This is a genomic window from Lysinibacillus sp. RS11 (genome assembly GCF_042019215.1).
Taxonomy (GTDB): domain Bacteria; phylum Bacillota; class Bacilli; order Bacillales_A; family Planococcaceae; genus Lysinibacillus; species Lysinibacillus xylanilyticus_A.
In genome coordinates, this window is record NZ_CP168124.1 from 470327 (window position 1) to 490086 (window position 19760).

Sequence of the window (19760 nt, forward strand, 5' to 3'; positions counted from 1 at the left end):
CGCTTTCGCACAAAAAACATTATGTTGCTGACGCTACGTTAGCACTGCGCTTTCGCACAAAAAACATTATGCTGCTGACGCTACGTTAGCACTGCGCTTTCGCACAAAAAACATTATGCTGCTGACGCTGCGTTAGCACTACGCTTTCGCGCAAAAAAACATTTGTTGGCCTAAAGCCTCCGGCCGATTCCCGACGCAATTATCCCGACGCATAATTGATGTATCCTTTTACGATGTGATAAAATTGAACTTTAGTGATTCGGAAGGGAGGGCTGCTCATGCAGGACATAGCTTTACTAGAAAAACAACGCTGTAATCTCATTTTGACAAATAAAGCGAAGGAAGCGGTAGAGGAATGCTCAGCAAATGAGCATGCCTTTTTTGCGTTACAAAAAACTTTCACTGTTTACATCGAAAAACGTAAGGCAAAAACACTTGGTGAAACGTTTTTATCGATTTACTTTAATGCGGAGCAGAATGAAAAGTTAACGGATGTCTTGGCCGAGAAAACAGCCATTATGGATTGTGTGCTAAAGGTTGAGGGATTGCTAGCTACAAATCTTCGTTTTGTACATATGCGAGGACCGATTAATACAAACCGACGTCTACCAGCAGCATTACAATTTGTCACAAGACCTAATAATGGAGCAGGGATTCCGCTTGATCTTCATACAAAAATAAGAGAGTTACCAATAGCCGAGGAGCGCACGGAATATGTAAAAAAGCGTATCGGGAGCTGGGAAGGCTATTTAAAAATTCAAGAACGTGATGCGACTGTTGATGACATTCATACCGAATTTAAGCAAAGCTATTTTAATGAAGATTTTACTAGGCTGACAATTGTCTGCCCTTATATAAAATCGAAGGAATGGAAGAAGCTTGAAGGGTTAAGTGTGAACATTCAAGGGGTACGCGGTGAAATTGGACAAGTATTAAAGGCTAATGCAGGGAAGCAGACAATAGAAATTGACTTAAAGCCTTTTGTGCAGGATTTAGCACGTAAAGATCAACTTAACCTTCGTTCTAAGCAAGCGAGCTTTAGTAATTTTGCGACATTGAGTCAAATTAGACGATTACGCAATGGTTTTACAAAGCTAGAAAAAGGTGAGGCCGTTAACCCTAATTTAGAGACAATACTATTTGAAAAACGCCCAACTGTTCGAACAGCAAAGCTACGAGACGATATTGATTTTCACAATAATTTAAACGAATATCAGCGACGGGCCGTTTTAGGGGCATTGTCTGTTGAAGATTTGTATGTGATTCAGGGACCTCCTGGCACAGGGAAGACCACCGTTATTTCTGAAATTTGTCAGCAAAATGTCAAGGCTGGTTTAAAAACACTTGTAGCTTCTCAATCAAATCTAGCCGTGGATAATGCATTGGGACGACTTCTTTCCAATCAAGAAATTCGAATTTTACGTTATGGTAGAACGGAAAGTATTGAAGAAGAGGGTAAAAAATTTATTGAAGAAAATGTTGCGCTTTATTGGCGTGAGCAAACTCTTGCAGCGATTGAAGAGGAAATCACAGCATTTACTGAACGTGAGCAGGAACTGAAATCTAGTTTAATCAAAGCTAAGGAAGAGCAAGAAAAGCTTAAGGAATGGCTTGAGGACCTAACAAAAGAAATAGCTGCAAAAGAACAGGCTGCAATAGACGAGCCTATTTTACAGCAGGAAATCCAAGCGTTAAAAAAAGAATTGAAGGCTGCAAAAGCTGAACAGCAGGAGTGCGAGGCGCAAAAAGAGCATTACGAAAAACAGCTGGCGCAAATCGAGCCTGCTGTAAAGACACTGGAGCAGACCATTGCTGAAAACCCATCAATAGAGCAGCTAAAGCTTACTATAGAAGAAACTTCCCAAAAGATGGAGCAATTGGAAGCGTCTGCTCAATATAAGGAGCTGCAAGAACAAAAGCAGCATCTGACCCTGCAGTTCAAAGATATTCAATCGAAATATGAAGAGGAAAGTAACCGGCTTCGATTAATGAAGGAAGCGGAAAAATATATCGGCAATTTAACGTCCTATGAGCGAATCCAACGATTTTTACAGCACTATCAAGTTCGCCCTTCCTATGTGCTGACACAACAAATCAATCGGTTACAGCATTTAGAGGACGCCAAGGATTTAGAAGCATGGTCAACAATTAATGGACGTCTACAAAAGGCTATCACAAAGCTTGAAGCATTAGTAGCATATGAAGAAAAGGAACGTGCCCTTGCTAAAAGTAGATTACAGCCAGTTCAATCGTTTTCGTTGCAAAATCTCACAGGTGTTTTTGCCAAGCTTAATAAAGCCTTTGAAGATGATCAAACCCCACCTGTTGAACAAATTGAGAGCTTCTTGCTCGGATTATATATGCGTCGTGACTTTGTCTGGCAAAAGGGTGTAGCTCTTAAACAACAACAAGAGCATAAAGATCAGGAGTTTGAGTCCTTACGTAAAAATATTGGTGGACTAATACATCAAGAGTGTGCAATTACAAGCTTCGACGTCCAAAGCTTACAGCGACAATTGCAGCCATTTTTACAGCATACAGAACGACTTCAGCAGCTAGCTGAGGCATTCCAAATTGATGCTGAGCCAGAGGAATCTGTAGAGCATTTAAAAATACTCGTATCGCAATCAAAGACTTCTCTTCAAACAGCACGTCAACAGCTTGAGGCAGTTGAACTTGCTCATACACAGCTCCTACCAAAGAAAGCGGCCCTTCAAACAGCGCAGAATAGCTTACAAGAGATTGAACAGGAGCTTGCACAAGTAGAAGAACGTATAAAAGAAATTAATATAGCTGGATTGAAGAAGGAAAAGCAGCTCACAGCATGTACAAATCTCCTGCAATCAACACCAGAGCGCACTTTCGAGGAAGTAGAGGAAGCAATTGTATCCTCCGAAACAGTGCTAGAGGAATTACAGCGCAAGGAACAGCAGCTGCCTCTTCGAAAAAAATTACAAGAGCAATGGCGTGACAAGCTGCAAAACGCTACGGAATATGATTTAGATGAAATTCGTAAATTATATGTGCGCCACGCTAATGTCATCGGTACAACATGCGTTGCTTCAGCAAGTAAGGAATTTATGGAGAACTACCCGACATTTGATGTTGTCATTATTGATGAAGTATCAAAGGCAACACCACCAGAGCTACTATTACCGATGCTTAAAGGTAAGAAAGTTATTTTAGTGGGCGATCACCATCAGCTACCTCCACTACTTGGAGATGACACGTTAGAGGAAACGTTAAAGGCAATGTTAGATGAAAATCCAAACTTTGATGGCGCACAGGAATTGAAAAATTTATTGCGTGAATCACTATTTGAACGCTTATTTAATAATTTGCCGCAAACACATAAACAAATGCTGGCATTGCAATACCGTATGCATGAAAAAATTATGCATAGTATTACGCCATTTTACGCAAAAGAGGAAAATGGTCTGCAATGTGGTTTACCAGATTCCGATGCAGCGCGAGACCATAGCCTAGAAGGGCAATTTGTGAGCCGTGATGATCATTTAATGTGGATTGATATTCCTACCGAAAAACCTTATCTAGAGGAGCAGGTGAAGGGAGGAACAAGTCGTTATAATGAGGGTGAATTACAAACAATTCGTCGTATTTTAATAGACTTAAATGATGCTGTTATCGCAGCAAAAGAGGCAGGTCGCATGCCACAAGATGCACAAAAAAGCGTTGGAGTTATTAGCTTCTATGGGGAGCAAGTAAAGAGAATTAATCGCCTTCTTCAACAGGAATTACAGTTACCACATCTTCAATTTAGAACAGGGACAGTCGATAAGTTCCAAGGTATGGAGATGGACGTCATATTAGTCAGTATGGTACGTAATACACCTAAAGGGGGAGACATTGGCTTTGCAAAAGATTATCGCCGCTTAAACGTTGCCTTATCTCGTGCCCGAGAGCTCTTACTACTTGTCGGAAGTGCGGAGATGTTTGCCAAACGTGCGAAACATCAAGATACACGTGAGATGTACAGTAATCTGTTAGATACAGTGAAATCCTATAACGGCTTGCGCAATCATGAAGGACAGGTGATGTAGAGTGTCAAAATTACAGCAGCGCTTAATGCGTGAACTGCAGCAAAATCGAAATATTAAAATTATCAAAACTGATGAATGGTGTATTCCGATTCGCACAGTAGAAGTGACCTATGAGCCAGTTCGCCGTTCCACTATGGACGTCTTAATGACGATGCTGTTAATAAGCATACAGGAAGCGGATTTTGCAAGTACACATGAATTAAGTGAGTTATTGCTAGTCGATCCGTTATTTATTGAGGATTTAGTATCATTAATGTCTCGAGCCAGTCTTATTGAGCAAAAGGAAAACTTCTATAGATTAACATCTAAAGGGCAGCAGCAACTGGAACGTGGTATCTTTGAAGAGGAGCTAGATGTTGAAATGGCCAACCTTTACTATAGCCCATGCCATCTTGCATTTCTTACTGTCGATGAGGACAATGTGGAAGAATATGACGATCTACCAGAGCTATATCGCTATGTGGATGAAGAGGCTGAGAAGCAGGAGCATTTTGAAGAAGTGATGTTAATAGATGCATTGCAGCAAGAGGATGATGAACAAGCTGGAGCCTCTCAAAAAATCATTTCAAAAATTTTCCAAACAGACGCTAAACAAATAAATGATATCCCATGTCTTGAATTTGTTCTTTACAATAAAGAACAGGATATTGTCTTTGTTCGTGTCTGGAATGCGTTGTTAAATCAATGGGATTCTTATTTAGAACAACAGCTCACAGAAAAAGAACAGCTACAATGGCGTGAAAAATACCTATAAGTTGAAGAAACGAACGTGTATAGCGTTCGTTTTTTTGTGCTTTTTGAGGTGGATGTCGATAAAACGGAAAAGTTGAGTGATAAATTCAAAAAGTTGAGCGATAAATAAAAAAGTTAGACGATAAAATGGAAAAATGCCTCGATAAATTTTCAAGCTTGCATATATTAATACAAAAAAAAGGAGGGGACAGATGCTAACGATTAGTTTATGTATGATTGTCAAAAATGAAGAATGTATTATTGAAAGATGCCTAGATTCCGTTCAACATTTAGTGGATGAAATCAATATTATTGATACAGGCTCAACTGATCGTACAAAAGATATCGTCCGAAGCTATACCTCTAGAATTTTTGACTTTACATGGTGTGATGATTTTTCCAAAGCCCGTAACTTTTCTTTCCAGCAAGCAACGAAAGATTATATTTTATGGCTCGATGCAGATGATGTGATGACAACAGAACATCAGCATAAGCTACTTCAGCTTAAGAAATCTCTCTATCCTAACGTCGATGCTGTTTCAATGGAATATTATGTAACGCTAGATGCAGATGGCTGTGTAGAATCTAGTGAAAAAAGATTTCGTCTTGTCAAACGTGCAAGTAATTTTCAGTGGCAGGGTGCCGTCCATGAGTATTTAGATGTATCGGGCCAGCTCTATCATAGCGATATAGCGGTTATGCATTTGCCAAGAAAAAGTGAAGTTCATCGTAATATTCGTATTTATGAGCGTTTAAAGAAAGAAGGGCACCCATTTTCAGCTAGAGATACATTTCATTATGCTAATGAACTCAAAAATCATCAGCGATTTTTAGAAGCTATTAATCACTATAATAATTTCCTAGATTCCACACTAGGCTCTACTGATAATAATATTCAGGCTTGCTTAAATTTAGCGGATTGCCACCAACAACTACACGATGCAAAACAAGCAACCCAAGCTGTTTTAAAATCTTTATTGTATGATCGACCAAGACCCGAAACATGCTGTCGAATTGGTCATTTTTTTATGGAGCAATTGAAAAATAAAGAGGCGATTTATTGGTATTCACAAGCGTTACAGCAACCTATAGAACAGACAATGGCTATTCACAAGCACGCTTATTCTACATGGCTTCCACATTTACAGTTAAGCTTGTTATACAATCGTTTGCGTCTCTATGAAAATGCCCATCAACATAATGAGGAAGCACGGAAATATAAGCCAAAAGATCAGCGCATACTAGACAACCGAAAATACTTGTTAAGTCAGTTAAAGAAGTAAGGCCGTCATGGAAAGGGAACATCAATAAAATTGATATATATACCGTAACCAATTAACACCGATACAAAAACAACAATCGTCATAAAAATCACATTCCGAGGTCTGAAAGTTCGAGCATCCATTCATCCATCCCCTTTCGAATTTGTGAACATTCTGTTAACTCAACATATGTTTTGAGAGTTAGAGTATGCAGTTGATATTTAATATTTTTATTTGAAGCATAGAAAAAGCGCAAATTCACAATTTTCGTGAATTTGCTTTTTAAATTAATCGTCTTACTCGATAGTTTTCCAGCAAGCCGATCAGTTCTCCCACAATGACCATTGTAAAGACTAAGTAGTGGCTCTACTCAATTTCCACCTCGAACTTATGGTATATTAGACATTACATAGTTAGTAAAGGAGTACGAATATATGGTTAAAAGTGTAGTTATTGCTGAAAAACCTTCAGTTGCACGTGATATAGCAAATGTATTGAAATGTAATAAAAAGGGGAACGGATTTTTAGAGGGTGACAAATATATTGTTACTTGGGCATTAGGGCATTTAGTAACATTAGCCGATCCAGAAGCCTACGATAATAAATACAAAACATGGAATTTAGAAGACCTTCCGATGTTACCAGAACGAATGAAGCTAGTCGTGATGAAGCAAACAGGTAAGCAATTTAATGCGGTCAAATCACAATTAACACGTAATGATGTAAATGAAATCATTGTGGCTACTGATGCTGGACGTGAAGGGGAATTAGTTGCTCGATGGATTATAGAAAAAACAAATGTGAAAAAGCCGATTAAACGTTTGTGGATTTCGTCTGTCACAGATAAAGCTATTAAAGAAGGATTTGCTAATTTAAAGCCGGGTAAAAACTATGAAAATTTATATGCTGCTGCTGTCGCTCGTTCTGAAGCAGATTGGTACATTGGCTTAAATGCGACACGTGCGCTAACAACAAGATTTAACGCACAGCTGAACTGTGGTCGTGTACAAACCCCAACGGTTGCAATGATTGCCGCACGCGAAGATGAAATTAAAAACTTCAAACCACAAACGTACTATGGCATTGAAGCACAAACAGATTCGTTAAAGCTGACATGGCAAGATGCGAACGGAAATTCACGTAGCTTTAATAAAGAAAAAACAGACGGTATTGTAAAAGCATTAGGCAACCAAGATGCAAAAATTGTTGGAATTGACCGCAAGCCTAAAAAGTCATTTGCCCCAGGTCTTTATGACTTAACAGAATTACAACGTGATGCCAATAAATTATTTGGCTATTCTGCAAAAGAAACATTAAATATCATGCAAAAGCTGTACGAATCTCATAAAGTACTGACATATCCTCGTACGGATTCACGTTATTTATCGTCTGATATTGTAGGTACATTACCTGAGCGTCTAAAAGCATGTGGCATTGGCGAATATCGTACATTAACAAATAAGATCTTAACAAAGCCAATTAAAGCGAATAAATCATTTGTAGATGATAGTAAAGTATCCGATCACCATGCCATCATTCCAACTGAAGGCTATGTGAATTTATCGGCATTCAATGATAAAGAGCGTAAAATTTATGATTTAGTAGTAAAGCGATTTTTAGCTGTATTATTCCCAGCACAAGAATATGAGCAATTAACAGTACAAGCTCAAATTGGTCATGAGAAATTTATTGCCAAAGGGAAAACCGTAATAAATGCTGGGTGGAAAGAAGTGTATCAAAATCGTTTTGACGATGAAGAGTCATCGGATGATGTGAAAGAGCAAATGCTTCCTCGTTTAGAACAAGGACAAGTATTAAAAACAAAGCTAATCGCTCAAACATCTGGTCAAACAAAACCACCAGCACGCTTTACAGAGGCGACATTGCTATCAGCTATGGAAAATCCTACGAAGTATATGGAAACGAATGATAAGAAGCTTGTAGATACGTTGAAATCAACAGGTGGACTAGGGACAGTTGCAACACGAGCAGATATTATCGAAAAGCTCTTTAATTCATTCTTAATCGAAAAACGCGGCGGTAAAGAAATCTATATTACTTCAAAAGGTCGTCAATTGCTTGATTTAGTACCTGAAGAATTACGTTCCCCTGCGACAACAGCTGAGTGGGAGCAAAAGCTAGAATTGATCGCTAAAGGCAAGCTTAAAAAAGAAGTATTTATTAATGAAATGAAAAAGCATACGAAAGAAATAGTATCTGAAATTAAATCAAGTGATAAAAAATACAAACATGACAATATCTCTACAAAGTCCTGTCCTGATTGTGGCAAGCCAATGCTTGAAGTCAATGGTAAAAAGGGCAAAATGCTTGTCTGCCAAGATCGAGAATGTGGTCATCGTAAAAACGTATCTCGTGTTACAAATGCACGATGCCCTCAATGTAAGAAAAAGCTAGAACTACGTGGTGAAGGTGATGGCCAAATCTTCGTATGTAAATGTGGCTATCGTGAAAAATTATCTGCATTTGAAGCCCGCCGTAAAAAAGAAGGCGGCGGTAAGGTAGATAAACGTAGCGTACAAAAATATATGAAGCAGCAAGAAAAAGAAGCAGAACCGATTAATAATGCGTTTGCGGATTTATTAAAAGGGATGAAGTTTGATGAATAGGCAAAAAATGTGCAAATCTAATTTTAGATTTGCACATTTTTATTTTAACTATGGAAAAAATTTGATTTCACTGTAATTCTTTATTTTTCAAATTCCTCGATGACGATGTCGGGACAGTTTATTTCGGACAGCAATTCATCTATATTTGTTATTTCAAAAGGGGAAACTACACCTTTTACATTTTTTTGTTGAGCAATTTTTGCTAAGGAAGCAGTTGCCATGGCTGTTGTATGATAATCAGAAAAAGTTGATAAGGCTAACGTTTTTACCTTCTCTTTGTGATCGATTATTCCTTTTACCTCAACCGTAAGAAAAGCATGTTCATTTTTATGAGGCTTATGTTTTACTACCTTTGATAGAACATTCTTGTACTTATGAACGTTTTCTATGAATCCAACTTGTCTTAAAAAAGATACTAGTTTATTGAAAGGATTATCATTCCAAGAAGTCCAATAATTTATAGAGCCAATGCCCAACATGTCTTTTAAGATAGCTTTTTCTGAATGGTCTATACATCTCATCTCTTTTTCTTTAAGGTGATGAAGGAAATACATTTTTCTTTTATTAGTAAATCCAGAGATTACTTTGTTTTCAAACTTTACTGGTTGGGCAATTATATGTAACATATCTAAAATTCCAGAAATCCCAGCTTTAGCATTTGTATTTTGCAATAATCCGACATTAACCTCTGTCACTTCTAAAAAATTGGAAATAGCCTTTTTGACCATTAATCCTGATAATCCAGGGAAAAACCCAGACATTACAACTAAACCTACATCATGGTTTTCTGCATCTTCATTAAGCTCGTTAACTTTCTCTACAAAGTCATAAAATGGTGTGACATCTATACATAATATCTTATTTTCTATACATGCTTTTTGGATATATGGATTTTTCTGCTTTAATACAACAACTACCGTATCAATATTTTTTATTACCTGTTTTACATTGTCTTCATCATTTGCATTTAAAAATTGGAATTGAGCATCCGTGTTAAAAGAGTTGGCTAATTTTTCTCCTCTTTCAGTTTTATAGTCTGTCACTATTAACCTTATTTGATGATTATATATTCTTAGTAATTCATGGCAAACTAATTGACCAAGAACGCCAGATGCTCCTACAACCATAATCTTTTTCATAATTCTACAATCACCCGTTTTATTTAATAAATAGTGTAATTTGTTTTCTTTTTATTATATACGAAATAGCAAATTTGGTATAACAATCCAATCTAGTTTTGGATTGAAAGGCTATTGAATAGGATGGTAGCTTAAAAAACAACGCAAACTGAAATTTCAGAAAATATATTGGATTGCGGCAAAAACTATGCTAAGCTATGCACCATGTGGAATGAAGCTTAAACTTCAAAAAATGGGAGACAATCAAACAATTCAACAAGCCATTCAACATAAATATCAGGAGCTTTCAAAAAGTCAGCAAAAGGTAGCGAGCTTTATTCTCAAAAATTTGCAGACTGTTGGTGTTCATTCAGCTGCATATGTTGGGGAAAAATCTGACGTAAGTGAAACGACGGTCATCCGCTTTTGCTATGCAATAGGATTATCGGGTTATGCTGAGTTGCAGCGATAGATAACGATGCATCTTTTCAATGAAGGCAATACGAGTAAGCTTGCAAAATTATTTGCAGTCAAAGCAAGCACTTTTCGAAACGCCGCGATTTTATGGAAAAACGATGGAGAAGGACGCCACGCGCATTTTAAATGTGGCTAAGAATATTAGCGAGGAAGATTTTAATCGTGCTTCGAAGCTACTACATACAAAGAAAAAGATCTATATTGTTGGGAATGGTTCATCCCATTTAGCTGCACAATGGCTGTATTTTACGTTAAATATGTTATGTCCTAACGTTGTGCTTTTAGATTTTGAAACTAGTGAAATCATTAGAGCTTTACAAGAAATTGATCAGGATAGTGTGGTAATTATTTTATCGTTCCATCGTTATTCTAAAGAATCGATTCAATTTGCCGCTGAAATTCAAGAAAAAAATTGCGAGATTATTGGTATTACAGATTGTGAAATTGCACCAATTACGCAGTATGCGACGATTACCTTTGTGAATGAACAACAAGAAATGTCTACGATTGACGCAATGCCAGCACTCATCTCATTTTTAAATACACTAATTGCAGGTATGACAGCGCAAAATCACGACTATTATGAAAATCAGCGCGTAAAATATGATAATTTCCAAAACAGCTTTTTAGCAAATCGATGGAGTTGAAAAAAATGAATCAAGTTTTACAAAATTTACAGCCAAGATTGGCTAATATATTTACACATTTACATGCGCATCCGGAAATCAGCTGGCAAGAGCATGAAACCACACAATATATTGCTGATTTATTGCGAGAGGCACAAATGGAGCCTCATTTATTCGATGATATGACAGGACTTTATGTAGATATTGGTAAAGGGACACCAAAAGTTGGCTTTCGTACTGATATAGATGCGCTTTGGCAGGAGGTAGATGGTGTCTTTAAGGCAAATCATTCTTGTGGACATGACGGTCATATGACGATGGCTATTGGGACGGCACTACTTTTAAAGGACATGGAGCACTTACTTTCTGGAGCGGTGCGTATACTTTTTCAGCCCGCTGAAGAAAAGGGGCAAGGGGCGAGTGCATTTGTCGAGAAGGGGTTAATTAATAGTTTAGAATACTTATTTGGTGTCCATGTGCGTCCGTTAAAAGAATTGCAGGATGGAACGTACGCCCCGGCATTGTATCATGGTGCAGCAAAGCTTTTTACTGGGACTATTATTGGAGAAGAGGCACATGGCGCACGACCTGAACTTGGCATTAATGCGATTGAGGTAGGGACAGCGATTGTCGAAGGTCTACAAAAAATTTGGACTGACCCGAATGTCTCCGCGTCAGTCAAAATGACGCAATTTAATACAGGAGGTAACTCCGCGAATATTATTCCGGGGAAAGCAACATTTAGTATTGATGCACGGGCGCAAACAAATGAAATAATGCAAACGATCACAGAAGGTGTGGAACGTGTAAGAGCATCGATAGAAGTAATGTATGGTGCCAAAATTTCCTTAAATGTAGATGCACATATTGTTGCAGCATTAGTAAATGAAGAGGCATTACAGCATATGAATTCGGCTATTATTGACGTTGTTGGTGAAAAAGCATGTGCTTTACCAGTTGTCACTCCAGGAGGAGAGGATTTTCATTTTTATACGTATGGGCGTCCTAATCTTAAAGCAACAATGCTTGGCTTAGGTTGTGGTGTAACACCGGGATTACATCATCCGAAAATGACGTTTAATCGTGAGCGACTTATTACAGGTGTGAACATTATCACGAGAGCCATTTTACGAGCTTTATAAAGTGAAGGGGTTTAGGGTAGAGAACCAGACATCTCCTGGGACATAACGAGCTGATAGTAATGGGAAAGAGAAATCGAACATCATCGATTTCTCTTCTTTAATTTTTAGTAATAAAAACAAGGTGGAAATCATACAGTAAATGTGTGTTTGTTCATTTGTTTCGTGAAGTATAATTCTGTTTTATGTAAAATAAATTCTCGTAAAATCTATTTTATTGCTAGACACTAAATTTTGTAAATGCTATATTGATATTGTCATAGTATTTTTATAATTTGGAAAAATGACGATTATAAACGATTCATCATCAAAAATAAAGTAGAAATTTTTTCTGATTATAAAGAGTGATGGAGTAAAGAGCAATATGAAGGATGATAGATGCCTATGGTAAAGAAAACGTTAAAACAACGCATTGTTGACGCTTCTGTAGTGCTGTTTCAGCAGGATGGCTATCACAATGTAACTGTTGATCGCATTGTTGAATATATTGGTGCATCAAAAGGTGGATTTTATCATAATTTTAAATCGAAAGATGAACTGTTATATGAAATTCATGATGTATTTATTTCTTATGTTATTAAACAGTCACAGGAGGCATATGACAAATACGATACACCGATTACTCGTTTATGTGCAATGCTACAAACGCTTACACAAGTATTTGATATGTATCAAGCGCATATAACTGTTTTTTACGAGGAAAGTCGTTCATTGCCAGAAGAATATAGTGAAATTATTCATAAAAAGCGAGATCAATATCGGGATATTTTACAAAAAGTCATAGAGGAAGGCCAGCAAACAAAGGATTTTCGTACAGAACTACCTTGTACTATTGTAACGATGGCTATTGTTGGGATGATTAACTGGACATACAAATGGTTTAAACAAACGGGTCCATTGACAATGGAGGAAATTACAGCTGTATTTACGGATATGGTATTGCGTGCGATTGTCACTGAACAAGCAATGAAAGAAGCAGTTCAATTTATGGTTAAGGGGTAGCCAGCACAATGACTGGTTTTAACTTCATTTAGCAAAATGTTTTTGTAACGAAAGCGAAGCGACAGCAACAAAATGTTTTCTGTGCGAAAGCGAAGCGACAGCAACAAAATGTTTTCTGTGCGAAAGCGAAGCGACAGCAACAAAATGTTTTCTGTGCGAAAGCGAAGCGACAGCAACAAAATGTTTTCTGTGCGAAAGCGAAGCGACAGCAACAATTACGCCAAGGCGAAATTAATTAATCGTTCAAACAAACCGACTAGTCGGTATTAACCTATTTCAACGGGTTTCCAAACACCCGTTGAAATAAAGGAACTCAGTCTAAGAACGCCGCGTCCTGTGGTATTACCGAAATGACCGACATCGTGTCGGCCCTCGTGCAGGCCTAGGCACAAAGCCGATTCCGGACGCAATTACGCCGAGGCATAATTGATTTATTGCAACTGTTATCTGAACGAAATCTGCTATGGCAAATTTGAACTTAGGGGGACTAGGGATGAACTTTGAGCTAACGAAAGAGCAAGAGATGATTCGAGACATGGTGCGTGATTTTGCAGAAAAAGAAATTGAACCGTATGCTCGTGAGGTTGACGAGACATCGACAATGAGAATAGAGAGCTTTGAAAAAATGGCGGAACTAGGGTTATTAGGTATTCCATTCCCTGAAGAATACGGCGGTTCTGGTGGGGATACAGTTTCCTACGCAATAGCTGTTGAAGAGATTGGTCGTGCATGTGGGGGCACAGGTTTGAGCTATGCAGCAGCAGTTAGCCTAGGTGCTTCACCTATCTATAACTTTGGGACAGAGGAGCAAAAGCAGGAATGGCTTGTTCCGTTAGCGAAGGGTGAAACGTTAGGTTCATTTGGCTTAACAGAGCCCAATGCAGGTTCAGATGCCGGTGGGACACTTACAACAGCCGTAATTGATGGTGATGATTACATCATTAATGGTGAAAAATGCTGGATCACAAATGCTGGCCATGCACGTCAAATTATTGTGACAGCAGTGACAGGTAAACGTGAAGATGGTAAAAAAATTATCTCATCTATCATAGTACCAACCAATACTCCTGGCGTAACGATCAACTGCAATTACGACAAAATGGGCGTACGCGGCTCCAATACGTGTGAAATTGTTTTGCAAAATGTGCGTGTACCAAGAGCTAATCTTTTAGGGGATGAGAAACGCGGATTTAGTCAATTTTTAAACACTTTAGATGGAGGACGTATTTCCATTGCTGCATTATCCGTAGGTATTGCTCAAGCTGCTTATGAGAAATCATTAAAATACGCAAAAGAACGTGAACAATTTGGTGCACCAATATCCAAGCTACAGGCTATACAATTTAAATTAGCCGATATGGCGACGGAAATAGAGCTTGCGCGTACGTTAGTACATAAGGCGGCATGGCTTAAGGACCAAAAGAAACCATTTGGGAAGGAAGCAGCAATGGCAAAATTATTTGCTTCTGAAATGGGCTTCCGTACTTGTAATCAAGCAATTCAAATTCACGGTGGTTCAGGTTATATGAAAGAATACGATGTGGAGCGTCATCTGCGCGACATTAAGTTAATGGAAATCGGTGAGGGAACATCTGAAATTCAACGTCTCGTTATTTCTCGTCTAATTGGCTGTTAATCATAATTAAGGGGGATTTTCATGGCAGAGCTTGTGTATCAAACTATTGGTCAATTGCTAGATGAACAATCGAAAAAGTATCCACAGCGCGAAGCATTAGTGTATGCAGATAGAGATTTACGTATGACATATGAGGAGCTAAATCGTCAAAGTCGCCTAGTAGCGAGGGGATTAATGGCTCTTGGAATAGAGAAGGGTGAACATATTGCAGTGTGGACGACGAATGTTCCTGAATGGGTACAACTGCAATTTGGGACAGGAAAAATGGGTGCCCCAATCGTTACCGTAAATACTAATTACCGTGCAAGTGAGTTGGAATATTTACTAAAGCAATCCGATACGACAACGATATTTTTAATTGAAAATTATCGCGACCATTCATTTATGAATACACTGCAAGAGTTATGTCCAGAACTTGAACATTGTGAACCAGGTAATTTGCAATCAAAGCGACTACCTTTATTGAAAAATGTTATTTTAATTGGCGAGACGAAATATCCCGGAGTGCTTAATTGGTCGGATGTTTTATCTGCTGCTGAGCAAGTAACAGAGGAGCAATTAGATCAGAGACAACAAGCACTTCATTATGATGATGTTATTAATATTCAATATACTTCGGGAACGACAGGTTTTCCGAAAGGGGTTATGTTAACGCATTACAACTTAGTCAATAATGCGATAAATATTGCGGAATGTATGCGATTAACTTCTGAAGATCGTTTATGCATACCTGTACCATTTTTCCACTGTTTTGGCTGTGTGATTGGAACATTAGCGATTACAACTTGTGGCGGAACGATGGTGCCTGTGCAGGAATTTTCACCTGCTGATGTGTTACGGACGGTTGAAAAAGAAAAATGTACCGCATTACATGGCGTGCCAACGATGTTTATCAGTGAACTTAATTTACCGAATTTTTCGTCTTTTGACCTATCGACATTACGTACAGGTGTAATGGCTGGCTCAAACTGCCCTATAGAGGTGATGAAGGCTGTTATCGACAAAATGGGTATGAAAGATATTACGATCTGTTATGGGCAAACGGAAGCTTCACCTGTAATTACACAAACGAGATCAGATGACCCGCTATCTTTAAAAGTGGAAACAGTCGGTCGTGCATTGCCGAATCTAGAAGTGAAAATTGTCATTCCTGGTACAAACGAAGAAGCTGCGCCGAATGAACAAGGGGAGCTATGTACGAGAGGTTACCACGTCATGAAAGGTTACTATAATAACCCAGAAGAAACGCTTCTTGCAATTAATGAAGACAACTGGCTGCATACTGGGGATTTAGCAACAATGGATGAGGCTGGCTATATTCGTGTAACAGGGCGTTTAAAAGATATGATCATCCGTGGCGGTGAAAATTTATATCCTCGTGAAATTGAAGAATTCCTTTACACACATCCAAAAATTTCAGATGTGCAAGTTGCTGGTGTCCCTGATCCTATCTATGGGGAGGAAGCGGCAGCTTGGATTATTTTGCGGGAAGGCGAGGAAGCAACGGAGGAAGAGATTCGCGATTATTGTCGGGATAAAATTTCAAGACATAAAATCCCACGACATATTTTCTTTATCGATAACTACCCGATGACTGCATCAGGGAAAGTTCAAAAATATAGATTGCGTGAGAATTTTGTTGCCGTAGTGAAGTAAGAAAGGGGCCAGTGTTATGTTCAAGAAGGTTTTAATTGCAAATCGTGGAGAGATAGCAAGACGTATTATAAGAACATGCAAACGACTAAATGTTCAAACCGTTGCGGTGTATTCCGAGGCAGATGCTGCAAGCTTACATGTTAAAGATGCTGATGAGGCGTTTTGTATTGGGAAACCACCTGTTGCACAAAGCTATTTAAATATTGATCGTATTCTTGAAGTCGCTAAGGAAAGCGGTGCTGACGCTGTTCATCCCGGCTATGGCTTATTATCGGAGAACGCTGAGTTTGCTAAACGTTGTACTGAGGCGGGGTTAGTTTTTATTGGGCCAAGCGCCGCAGTTATTGCTTCAATGGGTAGTAAATTAGAAGCTCGTAAAACAATGAAGGCAGCGGGTGTCCCTATTGTTGAAGGTGTAGAGGCACCAGTGAAAGATGTAACAGAAGCTATTGAAATTGCTTCCCGTCTAGGTTATCCGATTATGTTGAAAGCCTCTGCTGGAGGTGGGGGTATCGGCATGCAGCTAGTTGAAAATGCTGAGGAATTAGCAAAAGCCTTTGAAGGGAATCAAAAGCGTGCACAGTCATTCTTTGGTGATGGCACGATGTATATGGAACGATTTATTGCTAACCCTCACCACGTCGAGGTACAAATTATTGCGGACCATGATGGTAATGTCGTACCGCTATTTGAACGTGAGTGCTCAATTCAGCGCAGAAACCAAAAAGTAGTTGAGGAAGCACCATCGCCATTCATTTCTGAAGAAACAAGATCGCGTATGCTAGATGCGTCAGTCAAGGCAGTTCAACATATTGGGTATGTAAATGCCGGAACGATTGAGTATTTAGTAGATGAACATCAAAATTTTTATTTCTTAGAGATGAATACACGCTTACAGGTGGAGCATCCGGTGACTGAGGAAATTACAAAGCTGGATCTGGTAGAAGAACAATTGAAGATAGCAGCAAAACAACCATTAGCATTTACACGTGATAGCATCCAAAAAAATGGGCATGCGATTGAAGTACGCATATATGCTGAAAATCCTTCAACCTTTTTCCCTTCTCCGGGCACAATCACGACGCTTGAATTACCTACGGGTGACGGGATTCGCCATGAATGTGGTGTAGAGGCTGGTTCTACGGTAACGCCTTTTTATGATCCGATGATTAGCAAATTAGTCGTTTGGGGAGAAACACGTGCAATTGCGTGTGAAAGGCTTATTGAAGCACTTAAAGCATATAAAGTAGAAGGAATTCAAACTAATATTCCGATGCTTTTAAAAACAGTCACTCATGAACAATTTTTAAAGGGCTATACAACAACTAAATTTGTGGATGAATATTATCTACCACAATTAGCAGAGACAAAATAAAGACTGGGGCTGTCCATATAACTTTCGATTTGGAAGAGTATTTCAGACAGCCCTGCTACTAAATATTTGGAGGGGTCACAATGGCAACAGTTAAAGCGAGCATGGCAGGAACAGTATGGAAAATCGTTGTAGCAGAAGGCGAGAAAGTGACAGCAGGACAAGATGTGGCAATTTTAGAGTCGATGAAAATGGAGATTCCCATTGCAGCAGAGGAAGATGGTGTGGTAACAAAAATCATGGCGAGCGAAGGGGATTTCATTAACGTTGATGATGATATTTTAGAAATCGAATAAGGAGGCTTCTTGATGCAGCTACCAAAGCATGTAACGTTAAAGGAAGTAGGTCCTCGTGACGGTTTGCAAAATGAAAAGGCGCATATGGCAACTGCCGATAAAGTACAGCTAGTGAATTTACTTAGTCAAACTGGCTTGAATTATATCGAGGTAACGTCCTTTGTGCATCCGAAGTGGATTCCACAGCTGGCAGATGCAGTGGAGGTACTACAAGCCATTAAACGCCAAAAAGATATAACGTATGCAGCACTAGTACCGAATATGCGTGGCTTAGAACGTGCATTACAGGCTGATGTGGATGAAGTGAGCGTTTTTATGTCGGCGAGTGAAAGCCATAATAAAAACAATATTAATAAAACGATTAATGAAACATTTCCGATAGTAGAGGAAGTAGTTATAGGGGCAAAGGCAGCGCATAAAAAAGTGCGAGGTTATATTTCAACAGTGATTGGATGCCCATATGAAGGCTACATACAACCAGAAAAGGTTTTGCGAGTAACAGAAAAATTATTAGAAATGGGCATCGATGAAATTTCACTTGGTGACACAATTGGTGTTGGCGTACCAACACAGGTGGAAAGGCTTTTAGAAGAATTACTAAAAAGATATCCTGTAGAAAATTTTGCGATGCATTTTCATGATACACGTGGCACGGCACTAGCGAATATTGTGAAATCCTTAGAAATGGGGATTACCAAGTTTGATAGTGCACTTGGTGGGCTTGGAGGCTGTCCATATGCCAAGGGAGCATCAGGTAATGTAGCTACGGAAGATTTATTGTATTTGTTAGATGAAATGGGTATTAAAACAGGTGTAGAACTCAATAAAGTGCTTGAGGCGACGCATTTTATTGAACAGAAACTAGGGAAGGCAGTTACATCTAAACAAATGGCGATTGCCCGTAATGAAAGGAGTGCGAGTCAATTATGACGCAACTCGTTCGTTTTGAATTATTAGACGGCAGCATTGGACTTATTACACTTTCAAGGCCAGAAGCTGCAAATGCAATGTCTGTACAATTACTCCAAGAACTTAGTGCGACATTCGACAAAATTAATGGCGATCCGGCAGTGCGAGTTGTCTTGCTAACAGGAGCAGGGGAAAAAGCTTTTTGTGCAGGTGCAGATTTAAAAGAACGGAAAGGAATGTCGGACCGACAAGTTAAGCAAATTGTGCATTTAATTGGTGCAACAGTGGCAAAAGTAGAAGCACTCGCTCAGCCCGTTATTGCCGTATTAAATGGCGTTGCTTTTGGTGGTGGACTCGAACTAGCGTTAGCCTGTGATTTACGTATTGCAGCTTCCCATGCAAAGATAGGCCTCACGGAAACATCTCTCGGGATTATTCCTGGAGCAGGAGGTACACAGCGACTTCCTCGGCTCATTGGTATTGGAAAAGCAAAAGAACTAATTTATACGGCCCGTCGATTAAATACACAGGAAGCAAAAGACTACGGTATTGTAGAGTATGTTTTTGAAGGACATGAAGTATTTGAAAAGGCTCAACAGCTAGCACTTGAAATGGCAAAAAATGCACCACTATCTTTAGTACAGGCGAAAATTGCTATTAATCAAGGGGTAGAGGTAGATTTAGCTACTGGTTTAAAAATCGAATCTCTCGCATATAGTGCTCTGATCTCTACGGAAGATCGTTTAGAGGGTTTGCTTGCCTTCCAAGAAAAGCGAGCACCACAATATTTAGGGAAATAAGAAACGATATTATTAATTATTTATTCAAAGGCGTAACCGATTGGGCA

Annotated in this window: 16 protein-coding genes; 15 read left to right on the forward strand and 1 reads right to left on the reverse strand. The window is 38.9% G+C overall.

The window, feature by feature from the left end; all coding sequences use genetic code 11:
• The first annotated feature begins 278 nt into the window (after positions 1-278).
• The 4 genes from AB9L17_RS02440 to AB9L17_RS02455 all read left to right on the forward strand — a co-directional run bounded on the left by AB9L17_RS02440 (position 279) and on the right by AB9L17_RS02455 (position 8682).
• Positions 279-4061 carry a DEAD/DEAH box helicase gene (locus AB9L17_RS02440; RefSeq protein ID WP_375200004.1) on the forward strand — a complete coding sequence of 1261 codons (3783 nt, stop codon included), beginning with the start codon at positions 279-281 and terminating at the stop codon, positions 4059-4061.
• Position 4062: 1 nt separating this feature from the next.
• Positions 4063-4815: a hypothetical protein gene (locus tag AB9L17_RS02445; protein ID WP_375200005.1), complete on the forward strand. Its 753-nt coding sequence runs from the start codon at positions 4063-4065 to the stop codon at positions 4813-4815.
• A gap of 190 nt (positions 4816-5005) precedes the next feature.
• Positions 5006-6076: a glycosyltransferase gene (locus tag AB9L17_RS02450; RefSeq protein ID WP_375200006.1), complete on the forward strand. Its 1071-nt coding sequence runs from the start codon at positions 5006-5008 to the stop codon at positions 6074-6076.
• A 413-nt stretch (positions 6077-6489) separates the two neighbouring features.
• Complete coding sequence (locus tag AB9L17_RS02455; RefSeq protein ID WP_223554476.1) at positions 6490-8682, forward strand: DNA topoisomerase III; 2193 nt, start codon at positions 6490-6492, stop codon at positions 8680-8682.
• A gap of 80 nt (positions 8683-8762) precedes the next feature.
• Here the strand turns inward: AB9L17_RS02455 and AB9L17_RS02460 are convergent, their stop codons facing one another.
• On the reverse strand, positions 8763-9821 hold the full coding sequence (locus tag AB9L17_RS02460) for a saccharopine dehydrogenase NADP-binding domain-containing protein (protein WP_375200007.1): 1059 nt from the start codon (positions 9819-9821) through the stop codon (positions 8763-8765).
• A gap of 211 nt (positions 9822-10032) precedes the next feature.
• On the opposite strand from AB9L17_RS02460, the gene AB9L17_RS02465 reads away from it, so the two are divergent.
• The 11 genes from AB9L17_RS02465 to AB9L17_RS02515 all read left to right on the forward strand — a co-directional run bounded on the left by AB9L17_RS02465 (position 10033) and on the right by AB9L17_RS02515 (position 19713).
• Positions 10033-10272: a MurR/RpiR family transcriptional regulator gene (locus tag AB9L17_RS02465; RefSeq protein WP_223554474.1), complete on the forward strand. Its 240-nt coding sequence runs from the start codon at positions 10033-10035 to the stop codon at positions 10270-10272.
• 19 nt (positions 10273-10291) lie between these two features.
• Positions 10292-10924: a MurR/RpiR family transcriptional regulator gene (locus AB9L17_RS02470; RefSeq protein ID WP_223554472.1), complete on the forward strand. Its 633-nt coding sequence runs from the start codon at positions 10292-10294 to the stop codon at positions 10922-10924.
• 5 nt (positions 10925-10929) lie between these two features.
• Positions 10930-12045 (forward strand): M20 peptidase aminoacylase family protein, encoded by a 1116-nt coding sequence (locus tag AB9L17_RS02475; RefSeq protein ID WP_223554470.1) that lies wholly within the window; start codon positions 10930-10932, stop codon positions 12043-12045.
• Between the two features lie 381 nt (positions 12046-12426).
• Positions 12427-13044, forward strand: a complete 618-nt coding sequence (locus AB9L17_RS02480; protein WP_068985270.1) for a TetR/AcrR family transcriptional regulator — start codon at positions 12427-12429, stop codon at positions 13042-13044.
• A gap of 72 nt (positions 13045-13116) precedes the next feature.
• The gene (locus AB9L17_RS02485) at positions 13117-13314 is read left to right on the forward strand and encodes a hypothetical protein (protein WP_375200008.1); all 198 of its coding nucleotides are present in this window, start codon (positions 13117-13119) and stop codon (positions 13312-13314) included.
• 223 nt (positions 13315-13537) lie between these two features.
• The gene (locus AB9L17_RS02490) at positions 13538-14680 is read left to right on the forward strand and encodes an acyl-CoA dehydrogenase (RefSeq protein WP_068985193.1); all 1143 of its coding nucleotides are present in this window, start codon (positions 13538-13540) and stop codon (positions 14678-14680) included.
• 21 nt (positions 14681-14701) lie between these two features.
• Positions 14702-16336 carry an AMP-binding protein gene (locus AB9L17_RS02495; protein ID WP_223554468.1) on the forward strand — a complete coding sequence of 545 codons (1635 nt, stop codon included), beginning with the start codon at positions 14702-14704 and terminating at the stop codon, positions 16334-16336.
• 16 nt (positions 16337-16352) lie between these two features.
• Positions 16353-17711, forward strand: coding sequence for an acetyl-CoA carboxylase biotin carboxylase subunit (locus AB9L17_RS02500; RefSeq protein ID WP_375200009.1), 1359 nt, complete (start codon positions 16353-16355; stop codon positions 17709-17711).
• An 80-nt stretch (positions 17712-17791) separates the two neighbouring features.
• Entirely contained in the window at positions 17792-18004 is a 213-nt protein-coding gene (locus tag AB9L17_RS02505) for an acetyl-CoA carboxylase biotin carboxyl carrier protein subunit (protein ID WP_068985196.1), read from the forward strand.
• A gap of 12 nt (positions 18005-18016) precedes the next feature.
• On the forward strand, positions 18017-18934 hold the full coding sequence (locus AB9L17_RS02510) for a hydroxymethylglutaryl-CoA lyase (protein WP_375200010.1): 918 nt from the start codon (positions 18017-18019) through the stop codon (positions 18932-18934).
• Positions 18931-19713, forward strand: a complete 783-nt coding sequence (locus tag AB9L17_RS02515; protein WP_375200011.1) for an enoyl-CoA hydratase — start codon at positions 18931-18933, stop codon at positions 19711-19713. The genes AB9L17_RS02510 and AB9L17_RS02515 overlap by 4 nt, the downstream gene beginning before the upstream one ends.
• The last annotated feature ends 47 nt before the right edge of the window (positions 19714-19760 follow it).

What these genes read in the sequence shown, in the direction of transcription:
- AB9L17_RS02440 (WP_375200004.1), top strand. Translation starts at nt 279, where the DNA reads ATGCAGGACATAGCTTTACTAGAAAAACAACGCTGTAATCTCATTTTG.
- AB9L17_RS02450 (WP_375200006.1), top strand. Translation starts at nt 5,006, where the DNA reads ATGCTAACGATTAGTTTATGTATGATTGTCAAAAATGAAGAATGTATT.
- AB9L17_RS02455 (WP_223554476.1), top strand. Translation starts at nt 6,490, where the DNA reads ATGGTTAAAAGTGTAGTTATTGCTGAAAAACCTTCAGTTGCACGTGAT.
- AB9L17_RS02460 (WP_375200007.1), bottom strand. Translation starts at nt 9,821, where the DNA reads ATGAAAAAGATTATGGTTGTAGGAGCATCTGGCGTTCTTGGTCAATTA.
- AB9L17_RS02465 (WP_223554474.1), top strand. Translation starts at nt 10,033, where the DNA reads ATGAAGCTTAAACTTCAAAAAATGGGAGACAATCAAACAATTCAACAA.
- AB9L17_RS02470 (WP_223554472.1), top strand. Translation starts at nt 10,292, where the DNA reads ATGAAGGCAATACGAGTAAGCTTGCAAAATTATTTGCAGTCAAAGCAA.
- AB9L17_RS02475 (WP_223554470.1), top strand. Translation starts at nt 10,930, where the DNA reads ATGAATCAAGTTTTACAAAATTTACAGCCAAGATTGGCTAATATATTT.
- AB9L17_RS02480 (WP_068985270.1), top strand. Translation starts at nt 12,427, where the DNA reads ATGGTAAAGAAAACGTTAAAACAACGCATTGTTGACGCTTCTGTAGTG.
- AB9L17_RS02485 (WP_375200008.1), top strand. Translation starts at nt 13,117, where the DNA reads ATGTTTTCTGTGCGAAAGCGAAGCGACAGCAACAAAATGTTTTCTGTG.
- AB9L17_RS02490 (WP_068985193.1), top strand. Translation starts at nt 13,538, where the DNA reads ATGAACTTTGAGCTAACGAAAGAGCAAGAGATGATTCGAGACATGGTG.
- AB9L17_RS02495 (WP_223554468.1), top strand. Translation starts at nt 14,702, where the DNA reads ATGGCAGAGCTTGTGTATCAAACTATTGGTCAATTGCTAGATGAACAA.
- AB9L17_RS02500 (WP_375200009.1), top strand. Translation starts at nt 16,353, where the DNA reads ATGTTCAAGAAGGTTTTAATTGCAAATCGTGGAGAGATAGCAAGACGT.
- AB9L17_RS02505 (WP_068985196.1), top strand. Translation starts at nt 17,792, where the DNA reads ATGGCAACAGTTAAAGCGAGCATGGCAGGAACAGTATGGAAAATCGTT.
- AB9L17_RS02510 (WP_375200010.1), top strand. Translation starts at nt 18,017, where the DNA reads ATGCAGCTACCAAAGCATGTAACGTTAAAGGAAGTAGGTCCTCGTGAC.
- AB9L17_RS02515 (WP_375200011.1), top strand. Translation starts at nt 18,931, where the DNA reads ATGACGCAACTCGTTCGTTTTGAATTATTAGACGGCAGCATTGGACTT.